The organism is Stenotrophomonas sp. Steno-C17, from assembly GCF_056393165.1.
In genome coordinates, this window is record NZ_JBWJPD010000004.1 from 129,866 (window position 1) to 154,013 (window position 24,148).

At 66.2% G+C, this 24,148-nt stretch carries 22 protein-coding genes and 5 tRNA genes; 22 read left to right on the top strand and 5 right to left on the bottom strand.

Annotated features, from left to right (window positions below):
* Positions 1-28 precede the first annotated feature (28 nt).
* The 4 genes from ppk2 to hemA form a co-directional block, all read right to left on the bottom strand.
* Complete coding sequence (ppk2, locus tag AC06FA_RS05345; RefSeq protein WP_478067434.1) at positions 29-814, bottom strand: polyphosphate kinase 2; 786 nt, start codon at positions 812-814, stop codon at positions 29-31.
* Positions 815-965: 151 nt separating this feature from the next.
* The gene (locus AC06FA_RS05350) at positions 966-2,669 is read right to left on the bottom strand and encodes an O-linked N-acetylglucosamine transferase, SPINDLY family protein (RefSeq protein ID WP_478067436.1); all 1,704 of its coding nucleotides are present in this window, start codon (positions 2,667-2,669) and stop codon (positions 966-968) included.
* 5 nt (positions 2,670-2,674) lie between these two features.
* Positions 2,675-3,757 carry a peptide chain release factor 1 gene (gene prfA, locus AC06FA_RS05355; protein WP_312706718.1) on the bottom strand — a complete coding sequence of 361 codons (1,083 nt, stop codon included), beginning with the start codon at positions 3,755-3,757 and terminating at the stop codon, positions 2,675-2,677.
* Positions 3,735-5,018 carry a glutamyl-tRNA reductase gene (gene hemA / locus AC06FA_RS05360; RefSeq protein WP_478067439.1) on the bottom strand — a complete coding sequence of 428 codons (1,284 nt, stop codon included), beginning with the start codon at positions 5,016-5,018 and terminating at the stop codon, positions 3,735-3,737. The genes prfA and hemA overlap by 23 nt, the downstream gene beginning before the upstream one ends.
* A 63-nt stretch (positions 5,019-5,081) precedes the next feature.
* Here hemA and AC06FA_RS05365 point away from each other — a divergent pair, with 63 nt between their 5' ends.
* The 9 genes from AC06FA_RS05365 (at position 5,082) to AC06FA_RS05405 (ending at position 13,356) form a co-directional block, all read left to right on the top strand.
* Positions 5,082-6,767, top strand: a complete 1,686-nt coding sequence (locus tag AC06FA_RS05365; RefSeq protein ID WP_478067440.1) for a tetratricopeptide repeat protein — start codon at positions 5,082-5,084, stop codon at positions 6,765-6,767.
* Complete coding sequence (lolB, locus tag AC06FA_RS05370) at positions 6,764-7,420, top strand: lipoprotein insertase outer membrane protein LolB (protein WP_478067441.1); 657 nt, start codon at positions 6,764-6,766, stop codon at positions 7,418-7,420. The genes AC06FA_RS05365 and lolB overlap by 4 nt, the downstream gene beginning before the upstream one ends.
* A complete protein-coding gene (gene ispE / locus AC06FA_RS05375; RefSeq protein WP_478067442.1) occupies positions 7,417-8,286 on the top strand; it encodes a 4-(cytidine 5'-diphospho)-2-C-methyl-D-erythritol kinase in 870 nt (289 codons plus the stop codon). The genes lolB and ispE overlap by 4 nt, the downstream gene beginning before the upstream one ends.
* Before the next feature lie 11 nt (positions 8,287-8,297).
* A tRNA-Gln gene (locus tag AC06FA_RS05380) sits at positions 8,298-8,374 on the top strand.
* A 138-nt stretch (positions 8,375-8,512) separates the two neighbouring features.
* Positions 8,513-9,472: a ribose-phosphate diphosphokinase gene (locus AC06FA_RS05385; RefSeq protein ID WP_025879147.1), complete on the top strand. Its 960-nt coding sequence runs from the start codon at positions 8,513-8,515 to the stop codon at positions 9,470-9,472.
* A 110-nt stretch (positions 9,473-9,582) separates the two neighbouring features.
* Positions 9,583-10,197, top strand: a complete 615-nt coding sequence (locus tag AC06FA_RS05390) for a 50S ribosomal protein L25/general stress protein Ctc (protein ID WP_107229949.1) — start codon at positions 9,583-9,585, stop codon at positions 10,195-10,197.
* A 48-nt stretch (positions 10,198-10,245) separates the two neighbouring features.
* Positions 10,246-10,824: an aminoacyl-tRNA hydrolase gene (pth, locus tag AC06FA_RS05395; RefSeq protein WP_478067443.1), complete on the top strand. Its 579-nt coding sequence runs from the start codon at positions 10,246-10,248 to the stop codon at positions 10,822-10,824.
* Positions 10,825-10,976: 152 nt separating this feature from the next.
* Positions 10,977-12,068 carry a redox-regulated ATPase YchF gene (ychF, locus tag AC06FA_RS05400; protein WP_108748637.1) on the top strand — a complete coding sequence of 364 codons (1,092 nt, stop codon included), beginning with the start codon at positions 10,977-10,979 and terminating at the stop codon, positions 12,066-12,068.
* A gap of 586 nt (positions 12,069-12,654) precedes the next feature.
* Positions 12,655-13,356, top strand: a complete 702-nt coding sequence (locus tag AC06FA_RS05405; protein ID WP_478067444.1) for a hypothetical protein — start codon at positions 12,655-12,657, stop codon at positions 13,354-13,356.
* A gap of 71 nt (positions 13,357-13,427) precedes the next feature.
* Here the strand turns inward: AC06FA_RS05405 and AC06FA_RS05410 are convergent, their stop codons facing one another.
* Positions 13,428-16,166 (bottom strand): TonB-dependent receptor plug domain-containing protein, encoded by a 2,739-nt coding sequence (locus AC06FA_RS05410; RefSeq protein ID WP_478067445.1) that lies wholly within the window; start codon positions 16,164-16,166, stop codon positions 13,428-13,430.
* Positions 16,167-16,336: 170 nt separating this feature from the next.
* Between AC06FA_RS05410 and AC06FA_RS05415 the strand changes: the two genes are divergently transcribed.
* The 13 genes from AC06FA_RS05415 to rplL all read left to right on the top strand — a co-directional run bounded on the left by AC06FA_RS05415 (position 16,337) and on the right by rplL (position 24,082).
* Positions 16,337-17,356 carry a cyanophycinase gene (locus AC06FA_RS05415; RefSeq protein ID WP_478067446.1) on the top strand — a complete coding sequence of 340 codons (1,020 nt, stop codon included), beginning with the start codon at positions 16,337-16,339 and terminating at the stop codon, positions 17,354-17,356.
* A 52-nt stretch (positions 17,357-17,408) separates the two neighbouring features.
* Positions 17,409-18,425 (top strand): isoaspartyl peptidase/L-asparaginase family protein, encoded by a 1,017-nt coding sequence (locus AC06FA_RS05420; protein WP_478067447.1) that lies wholly within the window; start codon positions 17,409-17,411, stop codon positions 18,423-18,425.
* 136 nt (positions 18,426-18,561) lie between these two features.
* A tRNA-Tyr gene (locus AC06FA_RS05425) sits at positions 18,562-18,647 on the top strand.
* A 24-nt stretch (positions 18,648-18,671) separates the two neighbouring features.
* Positions 18,672-18,745 (top strand) — tRNA-Gly (locus AC06FA_RS05430).
* Positions 18,746-18,794: 49 nt separating this feature from the next.
* Positions 18,795-18,870, top strand: a tRNA-Thr gene (locus AC06FA_RS05435).
* 41 nt (positions 18,871-18,911) lie between these two features.
* Complete coding sequence (tuf, locus tag AC06FA_RS05440) at positions 18,912-20,102, top strand: elongation factor Tu (RefSeq protein ID WP_108748647.1); 1,191 nt, start codon at positions 18,912-18,914, stop codon at positions 20,100-20,102.
* A 103-nt stretch (positions 20,103-20,205) separates the two neighbouring features.
* A tRNA-Trp gene (locus tag AC06FA_RS05445) sits at positions 20,206-20,281 on the top strand.
* Between the two features lie 50 nt (positions 20,282-20,331).
* Positions 20,332-20,745, top strand: coding sequence for a preprotein translocase subunit SecE (gene secE / locus AC06FA_RS05450; RefSeq protein ID WP_478067448.1), 414 nt, complete (start codon positions 20,332-20,334; stop codon positions 20,743-20,745).
* A gap of 10 nt (positions 20,746-20,755) precedes the next feature.
* A complete protein-coding gene (gene nusG, locus AC06FA_RS05455) occupies positions 20,756-21,316 on the top strand; it encodes a transcription termination/antitermination protein NusG (protein WP_312706730.1) in 561 nt (186 codons plus the stop codon).
* A 279-nt stretch (positions 21,317-21,595) separates the two neighbouring features.
* The gene (gene rplK / locus AC06FA_RS05460; RefSeq protein ID WP_004145248.1) at positions 21,596-22,024 is read left to right on the top strand and encodes a 50S ribosomal protein L11; all 429 of its coding nucleotides are present in this window, start codon (positions 21,596-21,598) and stop codon (positions 22,022-22,024) included.
* A 4-nt stretch (positions 22,025-22,028) separates the two neighbouring features.
* A complete protein-coding gene (gene rplA, locus AC06FA_RS05465) occupies positions 22,029-22,727 on the top strand; it encodes a 50S ribosomal protein L1 (protein WP_108748650.1) in 699 nt (232 codons plus the stop codon).
* A 386-nt stretch (positions 22,728-23,113) separates the two neighbouring features.
* Positions 23,114-23,650 carry a 50S ribosomal protein L10 gene (gene rplJ / locus AC06FA_RS05470; protein ID WP_005408203.1) on the top strand — a complete coding sequence of 179 codons (537 nt, stop codon included), beginning with the start codon at positions 23,114-23,116 and terminating at the stop codon, positions 23,648-23,650.
* Positions 23,651-23,713: 63 nt separating this feature from the next.
* Positions 23,714-24,082, top strand: a complete 369-nt coding sequence (rplL, locus tag AC06FA_RS05475; protein WP_108752271.1) for a 50S ribosomal protein L7/L12 — start codon at positions 23,714-23,716, stop codon at positions 24,080-24,082.
* Positions 24,083-24,148: the final 66 nt, after the last annotated feature.

Sequence of the window (24,148 nt, forward strand, 5' to 3'; positions counted from 1 at the left end):
TCCCGATCCATCCACGCATGGCGTGGATCTACCGATCCTCGACCGGGAAGTCCTCGATCGGCTCCAGCACGTCGTAGTGCTCGCGGTGCAGCTTGCCTTTCAGCGCCGGCAGTTCCGGCAGCGGCGCATCCACCCGCGTGTCGGGCAACCGGTCCAGCAGGTTGCGTACCAGGGTCAGCCGCCCCAGCCGCTGGTCGTTGAAATCCACCAGGGTCCATGGCGCCTGCTCGCGATGGGTCGCACGCAGCATCGCCTCGCGTGCCTCGGTGTACGCGCTGTACTTGCTGCGCGATTTCAGATCGACCGGTGACAGCTTCCAGCCCTTCAGCGGGTCCACGTGGCGCTCGGCGAAGCGCTTCTCCTGCTGTGCCTGGTCCACGCAGAGCCAGTACTTGAACAGCAGGATGCCCTCATCCACCAGCAGCTGTTCGAACACCGGCGCCTGGCGCAGGAACCGCTGGTACTCGCCTTCGCTGCAATAGCCCATCACCCGTTCCACGCCGGCACGGTTGTACCAGCTGCGGTCCATCAGCACGATCTCGCCGGCGGCGGGAAGATGGTTGGCGTACCGCTGGAAATACCACTGGGTGGCCTCGCGGTCGGTTGGCTTGGGCAGGGCCACCACCCGGCACTGGCGGGGGTTCAGGTGCTGGCTGATCGCCTGGATCGCGCCCCCCTTGCCGGCGGTATCGCGGCCCTCGAACAGCACCAGCAGGCGCTGCCCCGTGTGCTGTACCCAGCGCGCCATCGCCGTCAGTTCCAGTTGCAGCGGCTGCAGCAGTGCGTCGTAGTCCTTGCGTTTTATCTTGCCCATGGGTGCACCACGCGGGAAGGAGTCCCGAGCCTAGCGCAGCGGCTGCCCAGTCGATGTGGACGCCGGGGTAGAGTCGACCGTTGGTCGACTATCGCGCGCAGCGCGGGGTTTTCAGTCGCGGCCCGCGGGAGCAGTCGACCAACGGTCGACTCTACCCAGCTACGCCCACCCACCCGTGCTCGCGGGCCAGTGCCTGCAGCAGCATCGACAGGTCGCGCGCAAACCCGGCCATATCGAACACGCCGCTGCGCTCGCGCGCCTGCGCCAGCTGCGCGCGCAGCGCCGACAGGGCCACGGGATCGTTGCCCAGCGCGCTGGCGGTGGCCACGAAGGCGGCATCGTCAGCCACGTTCATCGCGTCCAGGCCCAGATGATGGTTGAGGCTGCCGGCCACGCGTGCGGCGAAGGTATCGCCTGGGCAGGTCAGCACCGGGCAGCCAGCCCACAACGCGTCCGACGCGGTGGTGTGGGCGTTGTAGGGATGGGTGTCCAGGAACAGGTCGGCCAGCGCGTAGCGCGCCAGGTATTGCGGGTGGGCCAGCTTGGCCATGAACACCAGTCGCGAGGGATCCACCCCGGCCGTCTGTGCCGCCGTGCGCAGGCGCGCATCGGCATTGCCCGGCCCGGACAGCAGCCACAGCACGCTGCCCGGTACCGCCTGCAGCACCGCAAAGGCGCGTGCCATGCTGCGCGGGTTGAGCTTGTAGCTGTTGTTGAAGCAGCAGAACACCACGCCCTGGGCGGGCAGCCCGCAGGCAGCACGGTCCGGGGCCGGTTCCAGTACGCGGGTGTTGTCCGACGGCTGGAACGCGCGCGGCAGGCGCAGCACGCGTTCGCTGTAATGCGGTTCCAGCGCAGCGGGCAGGGCGAACCCATCGGCCACCACCGCATCCAGCCACGGCGCGCCCGACGTACCGGGGTAGGCCAGCCAGTTCAGCTGCAGTGGGGCAGGGCGCATGGCCAGCACCTCCGGCGTACCGCCACCGCCCCAGCCGCGCAGGTCGAACAACACGTCGATGGCCTGCGCGCGGATGCGTGCGGCGGTCTCGGCGTGGCGCAATCCGGCCACGTCATGCAGCGTGGTGGCCGCCTGCAGGCGCTGGCGGATACGGCTGCCGTCATCGCGGTTCAGGGCAAACAGGTGCAGTTGCAGAGCGGGATCGGCACGCAGCTGTTCGAACAGTGCCACCGTCAGCAGACCGGTCGGGTGCGCACCGAAGCCGTTGGACAGCAAGCCCACCCGCAGCGGCCCGTGCGCGCGCACCGTTGCCGGCGCCAGCGGGCGCACCGAGGCAGCCACGGCCGTGGCGCGGCCGCGCGCGCAGGTCAATTGTTCAGCCGCGCTGGCGTCTTCGCTGAGGAAGGCGAACGGTTCAACGGCGCCCTGGCCCGAGGCCACCGCACGCCGGACCTGCGCGGCCAGCGCATCCAGGTCCTGCCAGTCGCATAGACGGCGTTGCCAGGCCAGGCGTTGCGCCGCGATGTAGGGCTCGCCCGGCAGCAGGGTGTGCGCGCGCCGGTAGGCGTCGGCAGCACCTTCAGCATCGTTGGCGTCTTCCAGCGCATGGCCCAGCCACAGGGCAATGCCCGGATGCTGCGGCGCCAACGCAGAGGCCTGGCGCAGCAGGGCCGCCGCATCGGCATGTACGCCTGCCATCCAGGCCACGCGGCCCAGCCGCGCCAGCGCTTCGGGATGGTCCGGGCGCAGCTGCAATGCACGGCGTGCGGCGCGTTCACCGGCGGCGATGTCGCCGGCTTCCAGCTCCAGGTCGGCCAGCATGACCCAGGCGATGAAATCGCCGGGCTGGCGGGCCAGTGCCTGCTGCAGTTGCTGCCGTTGCTGCCAGGCCGACACGCCGCTCAGCCCGCCGACAGCTGGGCCAGGGCGTCCACCTGGTGCTCGTGGCTCAGGCGCTGCAGCAGGGGATCCAGATCGCCGGCCAGGACGTTGGGCAGGTCGTACAGGGTCAGGCCTTCCACGCGATGGTCGGTGATCCGGCCCTGCGGGAAGTTGTAGGTGCGGATGCGCTGGCTGCGGTCACCGCTGCCCACCTGCAGGCGGCGCGATTCGGCCTGCGCGGCATCCTGGCGCTGGCGCTCGGCATCCAGCAGCTGCGCCTTCAGGCGCTTCATCGCCTTGTCGCGGTTGGCGTGCTGGCTGCGCTCGGTCTGGCATTCCACCACCACGCCGGTCGGCACGTGGGTGATGCGGATCGCCGATTCGGTCTTGTTCACGTGCTGGCCGCCCGCGCCGGACGAACGGAACGTATCGACCTTCAGGTCGGCCGGGTTGATGACGATGTCATCCACTTCGTCCGCTTCGGGAATGATCGCCACCGTTGCCGCCGAGGTATGGATGCGGCCCTGCGATTCGGTGGCCGGCACGCGCTGCACGCGATGCGTGCCCGATTCGAACTTCAGGCGCGAAAACGCGCCGCGGCCGACCACACGGGCCACCACTTCCTTGTAGCCCCCATGTTCACCGGGGCTGTCCGATTCAACTTCGACCTTCCAGCCCTGGCGCTCGGCGTAGCGCGCATACATGCGGAACAGGTCGCCGGCGAAGATCGCGGCTTCGTCACCGCCGGTACCGGCGCGCACTTCCAGGAACAGGTTGCCGTCGTCGCGCGGGTCGCGCGGCACCAGCAGCAGCGCCAGTTCCTGTTCCAGTTCCTGCAGGCGGGCCTGTGCGGCGGCGATCTCTTCGTCGGCCAGCTCGCGCAGGTCGGGGTCGGCACGCATGCTTTCGGCCGCGGTCAGGTCGGCCTTGGCGCGGGCTTCCTCGGCCAGGGCCGTGGCGATCGGTTCCAGTTGGGCGAATTCGCGCGAAAGATCGCGGAAACGTGTGTTGTCGGCGACCACGTCGGGTTCGGCGAGCAGGCGTTCCAGTTCTTCGCGGCGCTCGGCCAGCGCTTCCAGCTTACGGCGCAGGGTCGGCGTCATCGGGTCTCACGGGTGGATGGTGGTAGCCCGGCGTGGCCGGGAACAGGCGCTGCGCGGCGCGGGTCAGGTCGGCATCGCCGGTGAGCGCGGCGGCGCGCAGGGCCGCAGTGGGCGGGTGCAGCAAACGGTTGGTCAGGCCGTGGGCCAGCAGCTCCAGTACTTCGTCGGCCGGCTTGCCGTTGGCCAGCTGCTGGCGCGCACGCTCCAGCAGTTCGGCGCGGGTGGCTTCGCCGAAGGCGCGCAGCTGCCGCAGCGGTGCCTGGTGGGCGCTGGCCTGCAGGGTTTCCACGTAGCGCGACACCTGCAGGTCGATGATCGCTTCGGCTTCGGCGGCGGCCTCGCGGCGCCCGCGGCGGTTGTCTTCCACCGCGCGTTCCAGATCATCCACGGTGTACAGGAACGCATCGTTCAGCGTGCCCACCTCCGCTTCGATGTCGCGTGGCACGGCCAGGTCGAACAGCAGCATCGGCTTGTGCCGGCGCGCGCGCAGGGCATTGGCCACGGCCGCGCGGTGGATCACCGGTTCGCGGGCGGCGGTGGCCGAAAACACCACGTCCGCTTCGGCCAGGTGGCGTTCCAGCTCGGTCAGCGGCAGGGCCACGCCACCATGGCGGCTGGCCAGCTCCTGGGCATGGGCCAGCGTGCGGTTGGCAATCAGCAGGCGCCGCACCTTGCCTTCGCTCAGGTGGCGCGCAGCCAGTTCGATGGTCTCGCCGGCGCCGACCAGCAGTACGGTGGATTCGTCCAGTCGTGCGAACGCGTTCTGCGCCAGGCGCACGGCGGCCGACGCCACCGACACCGGGTTGGCGCCGACCTGGGTATCGGTTCGGGCGCGCTTGGCCACCGAGAAGGTCTGCTGGAACAGCCGGTCCAGGCGTTGGCCGAGCAGACCGTGGTCGCGCGCGGTGGACCAGGCATCCTTCACCTGGCCCAGGATCTGCGGTTCACCCAGCACCATGGAATCCAGCCCGGTGGCGACCCGGAACAGATGGCGCACGGCCTCGGCGTCGGCGTGCTGGTACAGATAGCCCTGCAGATCGCCGGCCTGCTGCTGCAGCCACTGGTCCAGGGCCTGCGCCGAGTCGGCCACCGCGTACAGTTCGGTGCGGTTGCAGGTGGACAGCAGCACCGCTTCGGCGATCTGCGGGGTATCGCGCAGCGAACCGAGCGCGCGCGGCAGCGCCTCACCGGCGAAGGCTGCGCGTTCGCGCAGTTCCACCGGTGCGGTCTGGTGATTCAGTCCGAGCACCCACAGGGTCATTGTTCAGTTGCTTGCGATAAGCTGCTGGCCATTGGATGACATTTTAAGGCCCCGATGCCGACGATGCCCGCATTGATTCGCATCCCCAGTGTTCTGCTGCTGTCCCTGGCCTGTGCCCAGGTGCTGGCGGCGGCGCCGGCCAAGGCCCCTGCGCGGGCCCCGGCGGCGGAAGAACTGGCCCTGGAACCGGTGATGGCCGGGGAATTCGCCCTGCAGGCCGGCAAGCTGGCCGAGGCCGCGCGCTGGTACCTGCAGGCGGCCCAGCAGACCGACGGCGATGCCGGGCTGGCCGAACGGGCCACCCGTATTGCCATGCTGGCCAACGACGATGCCAGTGCCGCCAAGGGCCTGGCGCTGTGGCAGCAGCGTGCCCCGGCTTCGCTGCCCATGCGCAGTGCCGCCGGTGCGCTGGCCATGCGCCAGGGCAATGTGAAGACCGCCCGCGCCGAACTGCAGTCACTGCTGCAGGATCGCGACGAGCAGGGCTGGAAGTTCGCCCTGGCCGCGCTGATCGGCGGTGGTCGCGACCCGGCGGTGCCGGCCCAGGTGCTGGGTGAACTGGTCGATGCCAATGCCATTCCGGCGAAGATCGAGGCCTGGCAGGAGTTCGGTCGGCTCGCGCTGCGCATGGAAAAGCCCGAACTGGCGCAGCGGATGATCGACGAAGTGGTGCGCCGCTTCCCGGAAGAACCGCGGGTGGCCCTGTTGCGGGCCAGCCAGTTGCAGCAGGCCGGCCAGACCGGCCAGGCCCTGTCGTTGCTGCAGGGGGTCGAGCCCAAGACCCGGCAGGACCCGGAACTGCGCAATGCGGTGGCCATCGCCTATGACAGCCTGGGCCAGCCGGCCGCCGCCGAGCGCGTGCTGGCGGTCGGCCCGCAGAACGTGCAGACCTGGGGCATGCGGGCTTCGCTGCTGGCCAAGCAGGGCGACAACGCCGCCCTGGGCAACCTGTACAACGAGCTGTCGCGCCAGGCGGCCAAGCCTGACCCTGCGCAGCGCCTGCTGCTGGGCAAGATCGCCGAATACCTGAAGCGTTACCCCGAGGCGGTGAACTGGTACCACAGCGTGCCGGGCGGCGAAGAGCTGAACGAAGCGCGCCTGCGTGCGGCCAACGCGCAGGGCCTGGCCGGGCGCCAGGACCTGGCGCTGCAGGAAGTGCATGCCATCCAGTCCGACGCGACGGTGGACGATGACGTGCGCCGCGATGCCTATCTGCTGGAAGCCGAGCTGCGCCAGCGCGCCGACGATCTGCCGGGCGAGCTGGATGCCCTGGCCCGGGGCCTGGCCGCCTATCCGGACGAAAACGCGCTGCTGTACGCGCGCGCACTGGCCTGGGAGCGCCGCGATGACATCGCCCGCGCCGAGGCCGACCTGCGCAAGATCCTGGTCACCGAGCCGGAGAACGTGCCGGCGCTGAACGCGCTGGGCTACACCCTGGCCGACCGTACCGGGCGTTACCAGGAAGCGCTGGAACTGATCGACCGCGCGCGCGTGGCCGAGCCGGACAATGCCGCCATCGTCGACAGCTACGGCTGGGTGCTCTATCGCCTGGGCCGCAATGACGAAGCGCTGGTGCAGCTGCGCCGCGCCTGGACCCTGGCCAAGGACCCGGAGATCGCCGCCCATGTGGGCGAAGTGCTGTGGGTGCTCGGCAAGCACGACGAGGCCCGCCACTTCTTCGACGAAGCGGCCAAGCTGGACCCCGAGAACCGCGCGCTGCTGCGCGCCCGCGAGAAATTCAATCCATGAGTGTTTCCTCGATCCGGCCGCTGCTGCTGGCGGCCGTGACCCTGGCGGTCAGTGCCTGCACCAGCGTCGGCACGCAGAAGACCCCCGCGCCTGAAGTCGTCTATACGGTTTCGCCGGCCGCCGAGCGCGCCGAAGAGGCCCGCGTGCAGGCGCTGCGTGCGCAGCCGGACTACGCCTTCCAGGGCCGGGTTGCGGTAAGCAAAGGCAAGAATGGCGGCAGTGGTCGCATCGACTGGGTGCAGCAGGGCAGCCAGTACCGGGTGCAGCTGAGCGCGCCGGTCACCCGCCAGAGCTGGACCCTGCAGGGCGACGCGGTGCAGGGTGGGGCGCGCCTGGAGGGGCTGGGCGACGGCCCGCGCGCCGGTGACGACGCGCGCCAGTTGCTGCTCGATGCCACCGGCTGGGACATTCCGGTCAACGAACTGTCTGACTGGACCCGCGGCCTGGTGCTGCGTGGCAGCGGCGAAAGCACCGTGGAGCGTGATGCCGACGGCCGACCGCGGCGCATGCAGCAGGCTGGCTGGCTGATCCAGTACCTGGACTGGTACCCGGCGCAGGAAGGGCGCCCGGCGCTGCCGCGGCGCATCGAAGCCAGCCGCGAGGACGCCAAGGTCCGTCTGCTGGTGGACCAGTGGGGCAGCGACGCGCCATGACCGCGCAGATCGACGCCGAGGGCTGGTCCTGGTGGCCGGCCCCGGCCAAGCTGAACCTGTTCCTGCACATTACCGGCCGCCGCGCCGACGGCTACCACGAGCTGCAGACCGTATTCCGGCTGCTGGACTGGGGCGACCGGATCGGCCTGCGCCTGCGTGAAGATGGCCAGGTGCGTCGCCAGGGCGCGGGTCTGGCGGGCGTGCCGGAGGATCAGGATCTGGCCGTGCGTGCGGCGCGCCTGCTCAAAGAGTCTGCCAACGTCGCCCATGGTGCAGATATCGTCGTCGAAAAGCATGTTCCGGCAGGCGGTGGCTTCGGCGGGGGGTCTTCCGACGCGGCGACCGTGCTGGTGGTGCTGAACCGGCTCTGGCAGGCCGGTCTGGACGAAGATGCGCTGGCCGCCCTGGGTCTTCGCCTGGGGGCGGACGTGCCGGTGTTCGTGCGTGGCCGCAATGCCTGGGCCGAAGGGGTGGGCGAGCGCCTGCGCCCGATCACCCTGCGCCCGGCCTGGTATGTGATCGCCGAACCCGGCGTTCATGTGCCGACCCCGGCCCTGTTTGCGGACCCGGATTTGACGCGCGACAGCCCAGTTGCGAAAATAGAGGACTTCGCTTCCGGCGCTCTGGTCGGAAACGTGTTCGAGCCGGTGTTGCGCCGCCGCGAGCCTGCCGTCGAGGCGGTGCTTGCCGCGTTGAGCCACATAGGCCAGGCACGTTTGACCGGGTCCGGAAGTGGTTGTTTCGTCGAGTTCGATTCGCAGGCTGCCGCAGAGCAGGGACGAGCGAAATTGCCGAAGGAGTTGCGGGCAAGGGTGGCAGCGGGCGTCATGCGTTCGCCACTGCTGGAAGCACTCGAGCAACACTGATTCATTACTGCAGGGGCGTCGCCAAGAGGCCCAAGGCACCAGGTTTTGATCCTGGCATTCGTAGGTTCGAATCCTACCGCCCCTGCCAATTGCGGCTGTGTCCGCGCCTTCCAGCGCATCGACCGCGCGGGACGTGGAAACAACCGCGGTGTTGTCAGCAGCAAGGGCCGCAAGGTCCTTGCCGTTACCGGATCCCCGCCACTCGTCCCCGCCCGAGACAATCATGATGCAAGAGTCCCCGAACCTGCTGGTCTTTTCCGGCAACGCCAACAAACGTCTGGCGCAGAACATCTGCAAGGAACTGGGGGTTCGCCCGGGCAAGGCACTGGTCTCGCACTTCTCCGATGGTGAAGTGCAGGTGGAAATCGAAGAGAACGTGCGCAAGCAGGACGTCTTCGTGATCCAGCCGACCAGCGCGCCGAGCGCGGAAAACCTGATGGAACTGCTGGTGCTGATCGACGCGCTCAAGCGCGCATCGGTGGCCAGCGTGACCGCCGTGGTGCCGTACTTCGGTTACTCGCGCCAGGATCGCCGCATGCGTTCCTCGCGCGTGCCGATCACCGCCAAGCTGGCCGCGAAGATGTTCAGCACCGCCGGCGCCGACCGTGTGCTGACCGTCGACCTGCACGCCGACCAGATCCAGGGTTTCTTCGATATCCCGGTGGACAACGTGTATGCGTCCCCGCTGCTGCTGGCCGACATCTGGCGCGCCTACGGCACCGAGAACCTGATCGTGGTGTCGCCGGACGTGGGTGGCGTGGTCCGCGCCCGTGCCGTGGCCAAGCGCCTGGATGACGCCGATCTGGCGATCATCGACAAGCGCCGCCCGCGCGCCAACGTCTCCACCGTGATGAACATCATCGGTGACGTCGAAGGCAAGACCTGCGTGATGGTCGATGACATCGTCGATACCGCCGGCACCCTGTGCGCTGCTGCCGCTGCCCTGAAGGCGCGCGGTGCGCTGAAGGTCGCCGCCTACTGCACCCACGCGGTGCTGTCGGGCCCGGCAGTGGACAACATCACCAATTCGCAGCTGGACGAACTGGTGGTCACCGACACCATTCCGCTGAAGGACGCCGCGCGCGTGTGCAGCAAGATCCGCCAGCTGAGCGTGGCGGAAATGCTGGCCGAAACGATGCGCCGCATCGCCTTCGGCGAGTCGGTCAGCTCGCTGTACGTCGATTGAGTTTTTCGCCCCTGCCGGCAACGGTGGGGGCATGCCCCGGATGCTTCTGGTCGCGGAAGCATCTTCAACCGCCTCGCCGCAAGGCAAGGCAACAACCTGAGTAGTCGAAAATGTCGAAGACCCATGAAATCAAGGTCACCAAGCGTGAACTGCAGCGTAAGGGTGCGAGCCGCCGCCTGCGTCACGCTGGTGTGATCCCGGCCATCGTGTACGGCGGCAACGCCGAGCCGGTCGCCATCAGCCTGGACCACAACGAAATCTGGCTGGCCCAGCAGAACGAGTGGTTCTATGCCTCCATCCTGGACCTGAACCTGGACGGCCAGGTGCAGAAGGTCCTGCTGCGTGACATGCAGCGCCACCCGTACAAGCAGCTGATCATGCACCTGGACTTCCAGCGCGTGAACGAGAACGAAGCCCTGACCGCTTCGGTCCCGCTGCACTTCGTCAACGAAGACACCTCGCCGGCTGGCAAGGCTGCCGACGTCGTGGTCACCCACGAACTGAAGGAAGTGACCATCACCTGCCTGCCGAAGGACCTGCCGGAGTCGATCGAAGTCGACCTGGGCGAGCTGAAGGCCGGTGACGTGGTGTACCTGTCCAACATCAAGCTGCCGAAGGGCGTGGAAATCCCGGCCCTGGCGCTGGGCAAGGACCACGACGACGCCATCGTCACCGCCAAGGCCGGCAAGGCCGATGCGGCCGACGAAGAAGCGGCTGCCGAGTAATACCCAAGCGGTGCCTGCCTTCGGGCAGGCACCGTGCTGGAAGGAACCATGGCAGGATTGCGACTGATTGTCGGTCTGGGCAACCCCGGATCGGAACACGCCCGGACCCGGCACAATGCCGGGTTTCATTTCGTTGAGGCCCTGGCTGAAAAAGCCGGTGCGCGCTGGAACGTGGACAGCAAGCTGTTCGGCGAGACCGCCAAGGTCGAGATCGCCGGGCAGACGGTCTGGCTGCTGAAGCCGGCCACCTTCATGAACCTCAGCGGCAAGTCGGTCACCGCCGCACAGCGGTTCTGGAAGATCGAGCCGGAGGAAACCCTGCTGGCCCACGACGAACTGGACCTGCCGCCCGGTGCGATACGGCTGAAGTTCGACGGCGGCCACGGCGGCCAGAACGGCCTGCGCGACACCATGCGCCTGCTCGGCCACGGCAAGTTCCACCGCCTGCGCGTGGGCATCGGCCACCCCGGCCACAAGGATCGCGTGGTGGGTTGGGTGCTGGGTCGCCCATCCAAGGAAGACGACGTCCTGATTGCCCGTGCCATCGACGATGCCATCGACGTGCTGCCGCTGGCGGTGCAGGGCGATTTCAACGAAGCGATGAAGCGGCTGCACACCCCGAAATAGCGCTTCTGGCAGGTGCCAACCTTGGTTGGTGCACGTTTCACTCCGGTAGGTGCCAACCTTGGTTGGCACACAATGATCGACACCGAGATGGATTGGCCAAGCAGCGCGCGCGCTGTTTCACCAATCACTTTCACCCCAGAGAGCTGTCACCCATGGGTATCAAATGCGGCATCGTCGGCCTGCCCAACGTCGGCAAGTCGACCCTGTTCAACGCGCTGACCAAGGCGGGCATCGCCGCGGCGAACTTCCCGTTCTGCACCATCGAACCGAACGTCGGCATCGTGCCGGTGCCGGACCCGCGCCTGGGCGAACTGGCCGGCATCATCAATCCGCAGAAGGTCATTCCGACCGCCGTGGAATTCGTCGACATCGCCGGCCTGGTGGCCGGTGCTGCCAGCGGTGAAGGCCTGGGCAACAAGTTCCTGGCCCACATCCGCGAAGTCGATGCGATCACCCACGTGGTGCGCTGCTTCGAGAACGCCGACGTCATCCACGTCAACAACAAGGTCGACCCGATCTCGGACATCGAAACCATCGATACCGAACTGGCCCTGGCCGACCTGGACAGCGTGGAAAAAGCCCTGAACCGTGCCGAGCGCGCTGCCAAGGGTGGCGACAAGGAAGCGGCCGCGCGCAAGCCGGTGCTGGCCAAGCTGCAGGCCGCACTGGCCGACGGCAAGTCTGGTCGTTCGGTCGGCCTGGACGAGGAAGAGAAGGCCCTGGTCCGTGATCTGTTCCTGCTGACCCTCAAGCCGGTGATGTACATCGCCAACGTGCTGGAAGATGGCTTCGAGAACAACCCGCACCTGGACGCCGTGCGCGCCCACGCCGCCGCCGAAGGCGCGCAGGTGGTGCCGGTGTCGGCCGCGATCGAAGAAGAGCTGTCCCAGCTCGACGACGAAGACCGCGACACCTTCCTGGCCGACCTCGGCCTCAGCGAGCCGGGCCTGAACCGCGTGATCAACGCGGCCTACAGCCTGCTGGGCCTGCAGACCTACTTCACCGCTGGCGTGAAGGAAGTCCGCGCGTGGACCGTGCGCAAGGGCGCCACCGCCCCGCAGGCGGCCGCCGTCATCCACACCGACTTCGAGAAGGGTTTCATCCGCGCCGAAACCATCGCGTATGACGACTTCATCAAGTACAAGGGCGAAGCCGGCGCCAAGGAAGCCGGTCGCCTGCGCCTGGAAGGCAAGGAATACCGCGTGCAGGAAGGCGACGTGCTGCACTTCCGCTTCAACGTCTGATCCTGCCGCACCGGATCGACCCCGAACGCCCCGCCCTGTGCGGGGCGTTCGCGTTTCCAGTCCACCGCCGGTTGCTGGCGAAAAAAATGACCATGCGTTGAAACGCTTGCGCCGCAAGACTCGCGCACACTTGTCCACACCAAACCCCCACCACTTTCCACGCCCGGTGTGGAAAACCAAGGGGTCGGATCCCTTTCCACAGGAAAGGGCTCCGACCCCGATCCAACGCGTCGACCCGTGGACAAATTTTCACCACGCCCCGAAACGCCTGCGCTGCAACGCTCGCGCCCACTTGTCCACACCAAGTTCCCATCGCTTTCCACGTGCCATGTGGAAAACAACCGTGGCGCTGGATAAAAAATCACCACCCCTGCAAACGCTTGTGCGGCAAAGCTCGCGCCCACTTGTCCACATCAAGTTCCCATCGCTTTCCACCCGGTGTGTGGAAAACCCGCATGTCCGGGCGGATATCACTTTCGGATGTGTTGCATGGAGCACTGCACGCTGCTGCGTCAGACTGTCACTTCACCCTTTCACTGATATCGGCGCGCGGTGTGATGCCCCTCCACTATCCGGGAACAACTTCATGACACCACGAACGTACTGGCTGGTAGTCACGATCTTCGTGGTCGGATTACTGCTGGCCTTCGTATATCGATACGTGGCCGCGCGGCCCACCAAGCTCGTCGGACCTGGGGCAGCGCGGGAGTGCAGTGCGCAAGCCCTGCTGAACGCAATGCGCGAGCAGCTGCGGCCTGAAGTGGATTCCAGCGAGAACCAAGGCATCTACCTCGACGCGGCCGACCCGGCCGACAAGGAGGCACTGGCCGCTTACGCAGTATTGGGGCGCATGTGCCAGGAATCCTCGGGGCGACGCGCCAGCGAAGGAGCGCCCTTGGCCGAACGGCTGGCCCGTACCGCATCGGGTTTCATCATGCAGGGCAAGCTCGAGCCCGGCCGCTACGTCCTGACTGGAGCCATGGGCGGCTCCGGGGGCGATGGAGTGGTGACCGTGTCATCGGAACACCTGGCGTTGCTGCGAAGCATGAACACTCGCACACAGGGGCGTGCAGTGATGCTGATGGACGGCAAGCGTCCCTATGGGGATATGTCGTACTTCTACATCGACATGGCCCGTGCACTGGGGGAGCCGGTTGCGCTCGATGCGAGCGGGCGGGCGTCGTTTGCCCCGGAAGTCATCGCCCGGTACGACGAACTGCATGGACAGATGCCCGCCGTGGTCCATGTCTTCTGGAGCGTTGCGGAGCCGAGTCCCGCTTCGTCCTGAGAAGATAGGCGCCAAAAGAAAAGGACGGAGGCCTGCGCCTCCGTCCTTTTCTGTCCCGCGCACCGCAAGCCTTACAGCGCGCTGCCACCAAACTTGTGGGTGTACTGCAGGTTGATCGTGCGCCCCACCGTGTCGAACCAGGAAACGTCGTAGTACGGGTAGGCCGTATACGAGGCATCCTTCGGCGGCATCTTGTTGAACACGTTCACCACCGACAGCGACAGGCGCGCGTGGTCGTCGAAGCGATACTGCACCGACGCGTTGTAGCGGTAGGTCGCCTTGATGTACGGGCTGTCACCGCTGTCCCAGTCGAACACCTGGTCATAGCTGTCCGAGGTCGGCAGCTTGCCCAGCCGCGAGCCGTACACCGTGGCCGACCACGCCGCCTTTTCCCAGGTCACGCTCAGGCTGGTCTTGGTGCGCGGAATGTCGAAGCCACTGTTCACCGCGAACTGGTCTTCCACCGGGTCGCCCGGGAACTGCTGGAAGTCGTGCTTCTTCACCCAGGTGTGGTTGCCGTTGAAGGAGAACTCGCCGATGCCGGTCTGCACGCGCCAGCGCAGGCCCACATCCACGCCCTGGGTGCGCTCGCGGGCGATGTTCACCGGGTTCACGTGTACGCCGTACAGACGGCCGTCGTCGGTGCGGGTCACCCGTGCAAGGGCATCCACGCAGGTGGCCGAGGTGGCGTCCAGCTCGCCCAGGCGACAGGCCGCCTCGTCGCGCAGGATCGCGTCCACGTTCATGTCCTGCACCTGGTTGCGCATGTCGATGTCGAACCAGTCCGCGCTGACATCGAAGCCGCCGCCGGGTGACCAGACGAAACCGGCGCTCCAGGAGGTGCTGGTTTCCGGATCGAGGCGACGGTTGCCTTCGCGGCTGCGGATCAGGTTCTCTTCGTAGTCGCTGCAGTCGTCAGCGCCGTCGGACAGGCAGCCGTAGTAGTCGTTGCCGGCAGTCTCGTCATTGCCAGGCCCGGCGTACACGTAGTGCAGGTCCGGCGCACGGAAGGCGGTGCCGTAGGAGCCGCGTACCAGCAGGGTATCGATCGGACGCCATTCCAGGCCGCCACTCCAGGTGGCCTTGCCGATCGTGTTGCCCGAATAGCGGTACTGGTCGTATCGGCCAGCCACGCTCAGGTTCACGCTGTCCAGCAGCGGCATGCGCAGCTCGGCGGCGGCGGCCCAGCGGTTGCGCGAGCCCTGGCCGTCCGAATCCTTCCAGCTGTAGTAGTAGTACTGCGTGGCCAGCGGATCGGGATTCAGCGCGTAGGCCTGCTGGCCCACTTCCACGGTGGCGGCAAAGCCGGCATCGCCGCCGGGCAGGCCGAACAGCGCGCCGTTGGTCAGGGTGAAGGCGGCCGTTTCCGTGCGCGACTTCGGCGTATAGGTGGTGCGCGCAGCGATCGAATCGTATTCGGCGCGCGTCAGCGGGCGATACAGGCGTTCCGGATCGGCGTTGTAGATCGGGAAGCCGTCGTCGTCCTCGCCCAGCTGCGGGCCCAGGAACAGATCGTTGGCCTTGGCCGCCACGATCTGCGGCCAGCTGATCCGCGACTGGTACTGCGAATGGCTCAGGGCCGCTTCGTAATCCCAGTTGCCGGCCAGGTTGCCCTTGAAGCCGGTAGTCACGCTGAAGGTCTTCTGCGTGCTGCGCACCATGCCATTGCGCAGGCCGCCCATTTCCTCCGGCGAGAACTGGCGCTGCCAGAACTCGATTTCACCGGTGGCTGCGTTGTTGAAGTAGCCCGACTCGTCGCCATCGGGCGCCATGCGGCCCCAGGAAGTGACATCGCGCATCAGCGCCAGGCTGTGGTAGCCCAGCTGCACATCGGCGAACCACTGCTGGCCGTTGTCGAAGTCGTAGCTGAGCGAGGCATAGCCGTTGGCGCCGCGGCGCTTGCTGAGGATGGTGCCGTAGCCGATCGACGCGTCGCTGCCGCAGTAGTAGCCGTAGCGCGGGCGGAAGGCATGGTAGGTGCTGCCGTTGTTCTGCCCGGCCAGCCCGTCGCAGGTCGCTGCACCCGGGTCCAGATAGTCATCGTTGTAATCGGTGCGCAGGTAGGCGCGGCGGGCAATGCGCGAGCCTTCGGTGGGGCCGTCCTGGGTGGAGTCCTGCTGGTCGCGCTCGTAGGCCCACAGCGGGGTCTGCGACTGCAGTTCCACGCTGTACACCGCGTTGAAGTTGCCGCGGCTGAAGCCACTGGCCACGCTCATGTCGAACGAATCGCCGCCACCTTCGGTAGTGGTGCCCATGCGCACGTCCACCGTGGTGCCATCGGCCTGCTTCTTCAGGATGAAGTTGACCACGCCGGCGATCGCATCCGAGCCGTAGATGGCCGAGGCGCTGCCGGTCAGCACTTCGATGCGCTCGATCATGCCCAGTGGGATGTTGGACACATCGGTGAAGTTGCTGCGGCCCTGGAACGGCATCGGGAAGTCGGCGATGCGGCGGCCGTTGACCAGCACCAGGGTGTGGTTCGGCCCCAGCCCGCGCAGATCGACCTGCTGTGCGCCGGGCGAGAAGTCGGCACCGCTGGACGACTGCTGGCTCTGCGTCTCACCGCCGTTCTGGGTCATCGCGCGCAGCACGTCGGGCACGCTGGTGAAGCCGGCCGACTGGATCTGCTCGGCACTGATCACCGTGATCGGCGCCGGGCCTTCAACCTGCGCACGTGGAATGCGCGAGCCGGTGACCTGCACCGCATCGAGCTGTTGAACCGAAGAGGTCGCTGGGGACTGGGCTGCTGCCGAAGCGGCCACACCCATCAACGCCAGCTGGATCGACCACGCCATCGCCTGTCTACGCATGAAGAATTCCCGGAAGTGATGCCGGCCCGCAGAGGAGGGGCCCTGTCCCCCATTCAGTTTTCCCGGATGGGCGCGCGCATTTAACGCCTTTTTTATGTTCTTGACTACTGGCTTTCTATCTGGCAAAGAATGAAAACGGTTGCAAGTCGATTCTGTTCAGGGAGATCAACATGCGACAGGTCTTTCCCGGTCCCTGGCTTCGCCTGGCCCTGTGCACAGGGCTGGCGCTGGCGTGGGTGCTCCCGGCGGCAGCGCAGAGCGCGCAGGAACCCGGCTTCGCCTATTACGAGGCGGGCAATCTCGACGCACCCCGGCCCGGCCCACGGGCGCCCGCCATGATGCTGATGGGCGGGGGCGAATGGGTGCCCGAGGCCTTCCATTGGTGGTTGCGGCAGGCCGGCAACGGACGGGTCCTGATCCTGCGCGCCTCCGGCGGCGACGATCTGCAGGAGCGCCTGTACCACGACATCGGCGGTGCCACCGCGGTGCAGACCCTGGTCTTCGACAGCCGACGCGGTGCGGACGATCCCGCCGTCCTTCGCGTGGTCGCGGCGGCCGACGCCATCTTCATCGCCGGCGGCGACCAGGCGCGCTACATCCGTTTCTGGAAAGGCACCGCACTCAACCGCGCGCTCAACGCACACATCCGCGCCGGCAAGCCCATCGCCGGGACCAGTGCCGGGCTGGCGATCCTCGGCGGCTATGCCTATGGCGCGCTGGATGGCGGCAGCATCGATTCGGCCAGTGCGCTGGCCGATCCCCGCGGCGCGGCCGTCACCCTCGACCACGGCTTCCTGCAGATGCCGTACCTGCAACGGGTGGTCACCGACACCCACTTCGACAAGCGCGACCGGCTGGGCCGTTTGATCGTGTTCGTCGCCCGGGCCGCGCAGGACAGTGGCGACCCGGACATGGTCGGTATCGGGGTGGACGAAGATACCGCCCTGTGCGTTGAACCCGATGGTCAGGCGCGTGTGTACAGTGCGGACGGGCAGGGCCGGGTCTGGGTGGTGCGGCCGGGGCGTGGCGCCGACCACATGGTCGATGGCGAGCCGCTGCGTTTCCAGGCCGTGCCGGTAACGGTGGTTGCCTCCGGTGGCCGCCTGCGGCTTGATGATTTCCAGGCCGACGTGGACGATCAGATGCTGGCAGACGTCGATGACGGCCAGATCGAGCTCACCCGACGGTAGGGCCGGGCCGTGCCCGGCCAGACCGAACCTCATTCCCCTGGAGATGCACCTGATGAAACTGCGCATGGCCCTGTCCGCGCTGCTGTCGCTTCCCCTGCTGGCCCACGCCGCGCCTTCGCCTTCGCCGCTGCTGGTCATCCACGGCGGCGCCGGCGTGGAGCGCAAGGACCTGTCCCCGGCCGAGGAGAAGGCTGCGCGCGATGCGCTGAAGGCCGCGCTGCTGAAGGGCCACGCCGAGCTTGCGGCAGGTCGCCCGGCGCTGGCCGCGGTGACGGCTGCGATCACCGTGCTGGAGGACGATCCGACCTTCAATGCAGGCAAGGGCGCGGTGTTCACCCATGACGGGCGCAATGAACTGGATGCGGCGGTAATGGATGGCGCCAGTCAGGCCGCCGGCGCAGTGGCAGGCGTGCAGCGCGTGCGTAATCCGATCCTGCTGGCGCAGGCGGTCATGCAGAAGTCGCCGCACGTGATGATGGTGGGGCAGGGCGCCGAGGCGTTTGCCACCGAGCAGGGCATCGGCCTGGTCGATCCGTCGTACTTCCGCACCGACAAGCGCTGGCAGCAGCTGCAGCGTGCGCTGAAGGAAGAGGCCAGCGGCCAGGCCCATGCCGACCTGGAAACGGCCCGGCACTTCGGCACGGTCGGTGCCGTGGCCCTGGATGCGCAGGGCCATCTGGCTGCAGGAACATCCACCGGCGGCATGACCAACAAGCGCTATGGCCGCGTGGGTGATTCGCCGATCATCGGCGCCGGTACCTGGGCCGATGCGCAGTGCGCGGTGTCGGGCACCGGCTGGGGCGAGTACTACATCCGTACCGCCGCGGCGCACGAGATCTGCGCGCGCATCCGCTACCAGGGCCAGTCGCCGGCACAGGCGGGCAGGGCGGTGATCAACGAGACCATTCCGAAGATGGGCGGCGACGGCGGCGCGATCGTGCTGTCGGCGGACGGAAAAATGGCCACGCCGTTCAACACCCAGGGCATGTATCGGGGCTGGATTGGCGCCGACCGCGTGCCACATGTCGCTATTTTCGCCAGCGAGTCCCTGCCGCTTCCAGGGCAATAACGTTGTGCATCAAGGGGTTTGCAACAACGTGTGAAAAAAGTGGAAAAAAGCGTTGACAGCACCCCGCCCCATCAGCAGAATAAGCGGCTCACCACCACACACCGCACCGCTTCGGCGGAACGGGATGGGGCGGTAAGGAGGGATACCCAAGCGGCCAACGGGGGCAGACTGTAAATCTGCTGGCTTACGCCTTCGGTGGTTCGAATCCACCTCCCTCCACCAGTTTCACGTTGTGACATTCCCGGCGCGGGAGTAGTTCAATGGTAGAACCTCAGCCTTCCAAGCTGATGGTGCGGGTTCGATTCCCGTCTCCCGCTCCATTGAATGAACTTTGAATATTATCGAGTTCGTGTCATAATGCAAAACTCGGCTCACGTAGCTCAGTCGGTAGAGCACTTCCTTGGTAAGGAAGAGGTCGAAGGTTCGATTCCTTTCGTGAGCACCATCTTAAGCATCACCTCTCAGACGAATTCGAGATAAGCAGCCATGGCCAAGGGTAAGTTCGAGCGCACCAAGCCGCACGTCAATGTCGGCACCATCGGTCACGTCGACCACGGCAAGACCACGCTGACCGCCGCACTGACCAAGATCGGTGCCGAGCGCTTCGGTGGTGAATTCAAGGACTACTCGGCGATCGACGCCGCGCCGGAAGAAAAGGCGCGTGGCATCACGATCTCGACCGCGCACGTCGAATACGAATCCACCACCCGTCACTACGCCCACGTTGACTGCCCGGGCCACGCTGACTACGTCAAGAACATGATCACCGGTGCCGCCCAGATGGACGGCGCGATCCTGGTGTGCTCGGCCGCTGACGGCCCGATGCCGCAGACCCGCGAACACATCCTGCTGTCGCGTCAGGTCGGCGTGCCGTACATCGTCGTGTTCCTGAACAAGGCCGACATGGTTGACGATGCCGAGCTGCTGGAACTGGTCGAAATGGAAGTCCGCGAGCTGCTGAGCAAGTACGACTTCCCGGGCGACGACACCCCGATCATCTCGGGTTCGGCCCGCCTGGCGCTGGAAGGCGACCAGAGCGACATCGGTGTCCCGGCCGTCATCAAGCTGGTTGACGCCCTGGACAGCTGGATCCCGACCCCGGAGCGCGACGTCGACAAGCCGTTCCTGATGCCGGTGGAAGACGTGTTCTCGATCTCGGGCCGCGGCACCGTGGTGACCGGTCGTATCGAGCGCGGCGTGATCAAGGTCGGCGAAGAAATCGAAATCGTCGGCATCCGTCCGGTGCAGAAGACCACCGTGACCGGCGTCGAAATGTTCCGCAAGCTGCTGGACCAGGGTCAGGCAGGCGACAACGCCGGTCTGCTGCTGCGCGGCACCAAGCGTGACGACGTCGAGCGCGGTCAGGTTCTGGCCAAGCCGGGTTCGATCAAGCCGCACACCAAGTTCGACGCCGAAGTGTACGTGCTGTCGAAGGACGAAGGTGGCCGTCACACCCCGTTCTTCAAGGGCTACCGTCCGCAGTTCTACTTCCGTACCACCGACATCACCGGTGCGGTCGAGCTGCCGGAAGGTGTCGAGATGGTGATGCCGGGCGACAACATCAAGATGGTTGTCACCCTGATCAACCCGGTCGCCATGGACGCCGGTCTGCGCTTCGCTATCCGCGAAGGTGGCCGTACCGTCGGTGCCGGCGTGGTTGCCAGCATCCTCGAGTAATCCTGCAAGGCCGGCGGTTGCATAGCACTGCCGGTTGCGCGAGTGGCGGGCCGGGAACCTCGGTCCGCCTTCGCCGTCTAAGGGAAGGCAAGTTTCAATCTGTACGCCAGTAGCTCAATTGGCAGAGCAGCGGTCTCCAAAACCGCAGGTTGGGGGTTCGAGTCCCTCCTGGCGTGCCATCTGCCACCCTATCCAGCGGCCCAGCCGTCGCTAAAGCAGATATAGCCTGATGAATAGCAAGATCGAACACTCCAAGGATGCCTCCGCCACCGGTGGGGATATCGTCAAGTACGCGCTGGCCTCGCTGCTGGTGCTGGCTGGTCTGTTCGTCTGGTTCTGGTTCTCCGCTGATTCCGGTCGTGCCACCCAGCTGGGGGCGTGGACGGGTCAGCTGCGTGCGTTGGCGGTCGTGGTCGGTCTGGTTGGCGGTGTCGGCGTGTTCATGCTGACCGGCAAGGGGCGCGACACCCGCGAATTCCTCTCCGAGTCGCGCTTCGAACTGCGCAAGGTGGTCTGGCCGACGCGCCAGGAAGCCGTTCGCATGACCTGGGTCGTGATTGTCGTGGTGGTCATCCTCAGCCTGCTGCTGGGTGGCTTCGACTTCTTGATCCAGAAACTGACTCAGTGGTTCCTGAGCCGCTAAGGAGAAATGCATGAAGCGTTGGTATGTCGTTCACGCCTATTCGGGCTTCGAGAAGTCGGTTGCGCAGGCTCTGCGTGATCGCATCGCCCGTGATGGCATGGAAGAGCGCTTCGGCGACGTCCTGGTCCCGACCGAAGAAGTGGTCGAGATGCGTGCCGGCCAGAAGCGTCGTTCCGAGCGCAAGTTCTTCCCGGGTTACGTGCTGGTCCAGATCGAGACCCACGAAGAAGCCGGTATCCCGCGCATCGACAACGAAAGCTGGCACCTGGTCAAGGAAACCCCGCGCGTGATGGGCTTCATCGGCGGCACCGCCGATCGTCCGCTGCCGATCGCCGATTCCGAAGCCGAGTCCATCCTGAATCGCGTTCAGGAAGGCGTGGAAAAGCCGCGTCCGAAGGTGCTGTTCGAACCGGGCCAGATGGTCCGCGTCACCGACGGCCCGTTCAACGACTTCAATGGCGTCGTCGAAGAAGTCAACTACGAGAAGAGCCGTCTGCGCGTCTCGGTGCTGATCTTCGGTCGTGCCACCCCGGTCGAGCTCGAGTTCGGCCAGGTCGAAAAGGCCGTCTGACCGCCCGTAGAGTCGAGCTTGCTCGACTGAACGGAAAGTCGAGCAAGCTCGACTCTACAAAAGGAACCGGGCCTGGCCCGGTTTCCTCGTTTACGTGCCGCTTCAGGCACGTGAAGAAAAAACATGTTATAGTGCGCGGCTCCCGCTGGGATGCCAGCGGAGCCGGGCCGCCGCAAGGTGGCCTTCGGCATGATTTCAAAACGCGATGCCGGGACGCGTGATTCCCGGTCCGATGGGGAGCCTGTTGTCGAAAGGCGCTAGCACCCGGAGAGCACTCAAATGGCAAAGAAAGTTGTCGGTTACATCAAGCTGCAGGTGAAGGCCGGTCAGGCCAACCCCTCGCCGCCGGTCGGTCCTGCGCTGGGTCAGCGCGGCCTGAACATCATGGAATTCTGCAAGGCGTTCAACGCTGCCACGCAGAAGCTCGAGCCGGGTCTGCCGGTTCCGGTGATCATCACGGCCTACTCGGACCGTACGTTCACCTTCATCACCAAGAGCACCCCGGCCACCACCCTGCTGAAGAAGGCCGCTGGCATCTCGTCGGGCTCCAAGCGCCCGAACACCGAGAAGGTCGGCAAGGTCACCCGTAAGCAGCTGGAAGAGATCGCCAAGGCGAAGGAACCGGATCTGACTGCCGCCGATCTGGACGCCGCCGTGCGTACCATCGCTGGCTCTGCCCGTTCCATGGGCCTCGTGGTGGAGGGTTAAGAAGATGGCACAGACCAAGCGTGAGAAGGCCATCAAGGCCGCCGTTGTCCCGGGCAAGTCGTACGCCTTCGAGGACGCGATCAACATCCTGAAGTCCGCCACCAAGGCCAAGTTCGTCGAGTCGATCGACGTTGCCGTGCGCCTGGGCGTTGACGCGAAGAAGTCCGACCAGCAGGTCCGTGGCTCCACCGTGCTGCCGGCGGGTACCGGCAAGTCGGTCCGCGTTGCCGTGTTCGCTCCGGCCGGTGCCAAGGCTGACGAAGCCCTGGCCGCTGGCGCCGAAGCAGTCGGTATGGACGACCTGGCCGAGAAGATGCAGGCCGGCGATCTGAACTACGACGTCGTCATCGCGACCCCGGACGCCATGCGCGTTGTCGGTAAGCTGGGCACCGTGCTGGGCCCGCGCGGCCTGATGCCGAACCCGAAGGTCGGCACCGTTTCCCCGAACCCGGGCGAAGCCGTGAAGAACGCCAAGTCGGGCCAGGTCCGTTACCGCACCGACAAGGCCGGTATCATCCACTGCACCATCGGCAAGGCCGACTTCGCCGAAGACGCGCTGAAGTCGAACCTGACCGCGCTGCTGCTGGACCTGATCAAGGCCAAGCCGGCTACCTCGAAGGGCACCTACCTGCAGAAGGTTTCGGTCAGCTCGACGATGGGCCCGGGCGTCACCGTCGACCAGTCGTCGCTGACCCTGAAGTAATTGTTTCAAGCGGTCACGGTACCCTCGGGCACCGTGACCGTGACATTTGAAGGCATCGCCGGCGGTTCATCGCCGGTGGTAGCCGTCAAAGACCGCAGGCGCGGTCGTGGCAGTACCGGCGACGGGCACGGAAGCTCGAACTGGCAGGGAGTCGCCGCCGGCACCGCACTGACCGCTTAATCGATTCCCCGGAATCAACCTGCGTAGATGGTGCCCTTCTGGAGTTTTTCTGGTTCACGCACGTCTGGGATCTTCCCCGATTGCACTCCAGGTCTGGAACGGCCCACCCCCGGAACATCATTCCGATGTTCCCGGCGTCCAGGACGGATGCCGCACAGGACCGCACACGGCAGGAGCCGTAAGCGGAGTTCAACTGGAGGAGTGCAATGGCTCTCAATCTGTCCCAGAAGCAAGAAGTAGTCGCCGAGCTGGCAGACGTCGCCGCCAAGGCCCACTCCTTGATCGCAGCCGAATACGCTGGCACCACGGTCGCCCAGATGACCGCGATGCGCAAGCAGGCTCGCGAAACCGGCGTTTTCTTGAAAGTTGTCAAGAACACCCTGGCGTCGCGTGCTGTTGAAGGCACCGAGTTCGCAGTGGCCCAGGACCAGATGGTTGGTCCGCTGCTGTACGCGTTCTCGCTCGAGGAGCCCGGCGCAGCCGGTCGCCTGATCAAGGAAGCCGCCAAGGGCAACGACAAGCTGAAGGCTAAGGTGGTCGCCATCGGTGGTGAAGTGTTCCCGGCAAGCCACGTCGATGTGCTGGCCTCGCTGCCGACCCGCGACCAGGCCCTGGCCATGCTGGCCCGCGTCCTGACCGAGCCGGTCACGATGTTTGCCCGCGCCATCAAGGCCGTTGGCGAGAAGCAGGGTGGTGGCGATGTCGCCGCTGACGCTGCCGAGCCGGCCGCCGAGACCGCCTGAGTTTCGACTTATCGTGGTTCCTGACGGAACCTCAACCCAGAAAATCATCCAAAGGTATCAATCATGTCCCTTACCAACGAACAGATCGTCGACGCCATCGCCGAGAAGTCCCTGATGGAAGTGATGGAGCTGGTCAAGGCCATCGAAGAGAAGTTCGGCGTCTCCGCCGCTGCTCCGGTTGCCGTGGCTGCTGCCGCTGGCCCGGCTGCTGCTGTTGAAGAGCAGACCGAATTCACCGTCACCCTGAAGACTGCCGGCGACAAGAAGGTCGAAGTCATCAAGGCCGTCCGCGCCATCACCGGCCTGGGCCTGAAGGAAGCGAAGGACCTGGCCGAAGCCGGTGGCGTCCTGAAGGAAGGCGCTTCGAAGGACGAAGCCGAGAAGATGAAGAAGGACCTGGAAGCTGCTGGCGCGACTGTCGAAGTCAAGTAAGCACTTCCCTTGCATCGTCATCGATTCACGGCGATGCAGCCAAGGCTGGGGGCGTAAGCCCCCGGC